This is a genomic window from Lysobacter sp. Root690 (assembly GCF_001427785.1).
In the GTDB taxonomy this organism is placed as follows: Bacteria; Pseudomonadota; Gammaproteobacteria; order Xanthomonadales; family Xanthomonadaceae; genus Lysobacter.
Genome location: NZ_LMHM01000013.1, coordinates 321,319 through 321,699 on the forward strand (window position 1 = coordinate 321,319; position 381 = coordinate 321,699).

Consider the following 381-nt stretch of genomic DNA (forward strand, 5'->3'; position numbering starts at 1 on the left):
ACGATCGATGCTGACGCAGGCATGCGCCACACGGGACATCCATGTCCCGGTGGCGCACGACGCGCATCCATGCGCGTCGCCCTTCGGGTGTGCTGTTGCTAACGCGAGTTACAAGCCTCGCAGCGCTGGGGGTTATGACTGAAATGAGGCTCAAGCAGAAGTCGGAGCTAAGCTCAACGGCAACGGTAGTCGCGACCGCGACCGGAAAGAAAAAGGAAGGGCAGGCGCAGGTACAAGATGCGGTTCTGCTTAAAGCAGATTCGTGCCCCTCATAGTGATCCACCAGCGCTGCGAAGCTACTGACTCGCGTTAGCAAAAGAACACCCGAAGGGCGGCGCACATGGATGTGCGCCGTGCGCCACCGAGACAGGATGTCTCGTG